The sequence below is a fragment of the Nostoc sp. CALU 546 genome (assembly GCF_048836525.1).
In genome coordinates, this window is sequence record NZ_JAWJTF010000212.1 from 1 (window position 1) to 3,946 (window position 3,946).

The window sequence follows — 3,946 nt, forward strand, 5'->3', positions numbered from 1 at the left end:
GCTGAATAGCGATCGCCACCTGTGTTGCCAATTGCTGAAGCAGTTCTTCCTCCCAAGGTTGCCACTCACGTGGGGCACTACAATGATGAGCAATTAACAGTCCCCAAAGCCCATCGCCTTGTAAAATCGGTACAACTAATTTAGCTCTGACTTGCAACTGTTCCAGTAATTCTATATGACAAGGGACAAGTCCTGCGGTATAAATGTCTGAAGTAGCTTTGAGCGTAGTTTGTTGATAAAACTGTCCTTGCTTTTCTACAATATAGCTGTCTGTAATTTCAATATTAAGGAGCGATTGCCAACCTTCTGTCACAGACTCCGTAACAACTAGACCGCTCCAATCACGGTTAAAACGGTAGATAATGACGCGATCGGTTTGTAGAAATTGTCTGACTTCGGCAACAGTTGTGTTCAATATTTCATCTAAATCCAAGGATTGGTGCATGTGTTGAGCGATCGCGGAAATCATCCGTTCCCGTTCTGCTTGTTGTCGCAGCGCGAGTTCTGCTTGTTTGCGGACTGTGATATCTGTAAATGATGCCACTACAGCATAAGGTTGTGATTCATCTGGTTTAAACAGTGGTTGAGAATTAATGGAAATCCATGACAGGCTACTATCAGGTTTGTGAACTCCCATAACGACGTTAAATTGAGGTTGTCCTGTGTGTAAGGTGACAATAGCGGGATGGGTTTCGCCTGGGAAAGAAGTACCATCTTCGTGAATGGGTTTCCATTGCGGATCAATGGAACTTCGCCCCATCATTTGGTCAGCTGTTAACCCTAAAATTCTTTCGGCACTCTCGTTACAGGCAGTAATGCGTCCATCAGCTTTCTGTAGGACAATACCTTCTGCCATCGCTGTAATTACAGAACGATAGCGTTGTTCACTTGATCGCAGCGCTTCTTCCATACGCTTGCGTTCAGTAATATCAGTATGGGTTCCTAACATCCGTAGGGGAAGACCATTGTCTGCGCGACTAAAAATTTGCCCCCGATCTAGAATCCACTTGTAGGTTCCATCTTTGCACCTAACACGATGTTCACTGACATACTGTTGAGTTTCACCGCGAAAATGCTTGTTAATTTCCTCGTAAACCCGTGGTTTATCATCGGAGTGAACCCGTTGATCCCATTCACTGAGTATGTTACCAATCTCATGTTCTGCAAACCCTAACATTTCTTTCCATCGGCGGGAGAAAAAGACTTCGTTAGTTTGAACATTCCAGTCCCAAACTCCATCGCCATTTCCTTCCAAGGCATACTGCCATCTTTCTTCACTGGCTTTGAGTGCAGCTTCGATTTGTTTACGCTCTGTGATGTCTTCAAAAATGTATAGTCTGCCAAAGTATCGATCCTGAGTATCCCGAATTTGGCTGGAAAAGCGGCGGATCGTTCGTCCATCGACAAATAAGATTTCATCCTCAATTGTGCAACGATTTTCTTGAGACTGCAATGGTTTACACGATTGGGCAAATGCTGGCACATCGGCAATTGAAGGTATACAGTCGGGAATTATGTCATTGTTTTTTAAAGCACCCAGCCGCATCTGGGCTTCTAGATGTTCAATGCCCCATATTTCACAGAAGCGGTGATTGAAATAGAGGATTTCGTCGGTGCCATTGTCAACAACAAAGAATCCTAGCAAAGAAGTGTCAGTCATGGAACGCAGCAAAGCTTCCCGCCAGAGCAATTCTGACTCTGCACGCTGGCGTTCTTGCAGTACAGCTTGTTGCTTGGTAATATCCTTTTCGTTGACGAGGATCGTGGAGTTACCCGTTACAGGATCGCGGGTACATTGTGTGTCAATACAATGCCACCGAATCCCCTGATTTGTAAACACCTGGGTTTCAATGCTGAACATTTCACCTAAATTAATCACCTCGATAGCTTGTTGCCCAACATTCTTGTCAACAAAGTGGGACAGAAAAGTATTTTCGGTTGATGAGTTAGCGTGCAAGCTACCCCCATAACAGCGGAGGGCTGCGGGGTTTTGCATCAACGGTAAACCATCCATTGTGTAAAGCGAGATCATCAAAGTGGTATGACATAGCGCTTCAATTGATCTCAATGTTTCTCGATCAATCTGATTGGCAACTTGCGTTGTACTTAGCGATTGGCAGGGCGTAGCCAATCGCTGATGCCATTTTATTTGCCCAAGAGCAATTCCTAGTTCTGCTGCTACCAGTTGGAGATACTCAGTCTCTAAAGAACTCCACTGACGTGGACTACTGCATTGATGAGCAATTAGTAAGCCCCACAGATGAGGATATGTACTAGAAATTCCATTATTTTTCTGACTATTTATTAAAATAGGTACTACTAAATTAGCTCGAATCTGCAAACCCATTAATAATTTTTTGTAACAAGGATCAAGCTGTTTAGTATCAATGTCTTCAATGATATTAATCTGTCCCTCTTGATATCGCTCTACCCATGTGGTATTGAAGCAAGGGTCATAAATTAATTGCCCTAAAATCGGTTTCCATGCACCACTGACAGACTCTTCAGCTATGACTCCATCTCCATCAGGCAAGAAGCGATAGATAACAACGCGATCGCTTTCTAAGGTTTTTCTGACTTCGGCGACAATAATGTTGAGAATTTCACTCAATTCAAGGGACTGGTGAATTTGTACAGCCAGCATCCTAATTTGATGAAGGATTTGCTTGAAATCAGTTTCATAACCTGATACATCATTGGAGAGCATTGCAATATTACAAAATATAAAATCTTAATTAAATAAATTATCTTTATGTACTGGTATGAAAAAGCTTTACCAAATAATGATAATATAACTAAAGAAAAAGTTGAGTTCAAGTTAAAATACGATAATTAATAATATCTTTACAATAAAAATACTTCCATATTGTTTTGTAGAGGGTCTCAAGAGTCAAAAGTCCAGCCAGGTTTTTTAGAATTTTAACTCTTGACATCCATGACAAAACAATATATATTTCAGTTGCAAAATTATTGAAACTTTTGCTTTTCTTAACTGAGGAAACAGTTATTTTGAGAGGGTGCTAAAGGGTTTAATATGTTCAAATTCTTTGGCCCGTTTTTGTATTTGATTGCCAATGCGATCGCAAACTAATTCACATAATTCAAAAATCACAGGATCGCTATTTTTCACGACTCCTGCACGGATTGCATGATGCTTTGTCCTTAACTTGTAAAAGAGAAAAGCGCTCTCTGTTTAGAGAGCGCTGATATTGTGGAGTTGAGGAACAAAAACAAACAACTAGCTAGCAACAGTAGGAGTAGCCAGAACTACAGCTTCAACTGCAAGCTTTGCATACCTACAGGTTGCGACAAAATCTACAAATCTCCAGCTTTTATCACCCGGTTGGGTGGCAGGTTGACATCTTTTGCCAAACCGACTGTTTTCAACAATCCAATTGCCCACCAAGTCATATCGATTTCCCACCAGCGCCAACCACATTTCGCTACATGAGGATAGGCATGGTGATTATTGTGCCACCCTTCGCCATAGGTGAGAATAGCTGCCCACCAAAGATTACGAGAATTATCATTGCTGTCAAAAGTGCGGTATCCCCACATATGAGTGACTGAGTTGATCAACCAAGTCGTATGCCAGAGAATCACATATCTGAAAAATAGACCATAGATAAGGAATGACCAACCGCCAAGTGCATAAAGCAACAATCCAACTGGAATTTGCAGTAGTAGAAAGTAGCGATTGAGCCAACGGTAAAAGGGATCTCGCGCTAAATCAGGAGCAAACCGCTGATAGCGCTCATATTCAAAGAATTCTGGACGGGGATAAAAAATCCACAGGATATGACTCCACCAAAAACCTCTGCGGGCAGAGTAGGGATCTTTATATTCGTCTTCAGTATGAGCATGATGCAAACGATGTCCAGCCACCCAGAAAATAGGCCCTCCTTGTAAAGATAATGCACCCAAAATAGCGAACGCATACACTAAC

3 protein-coding genes are annotated in these 3,946 nt (G+C 42.0%); all 3 read right to left on the reverse strand.

From position 1 onward, the window contains the following. Positions 1-2,707, reverse strand: a 2,707-nt coding sequence (locus RRG12_RS41630) for a GAF domain-containing protein (RefSeq protein WP_420763192.1), incomplete at its 3' end; no start/stop codon positions are given. A 297-nt stretch (positions 2,708-3,004) separates the two neighbouring features. Then, a complete protein-coding gene (locus RRG12_RS41635) occupies positions 3,005-3,130 on the reverse strand; it encodes a hypothetical protein (protein WP_420762424.1) in 126 nt (41 codons plus the stop codon). Between the two features lie 185 nt (positions 3,131-3,315). Then, a partial coding sequence (locus tag RRG12_RS41640; protein WP_420763193.1) for an acyl-CoA desaturase occupies positions 3,316-3,946 on the reverse strand: 631 nt, incomplete at its 5' end.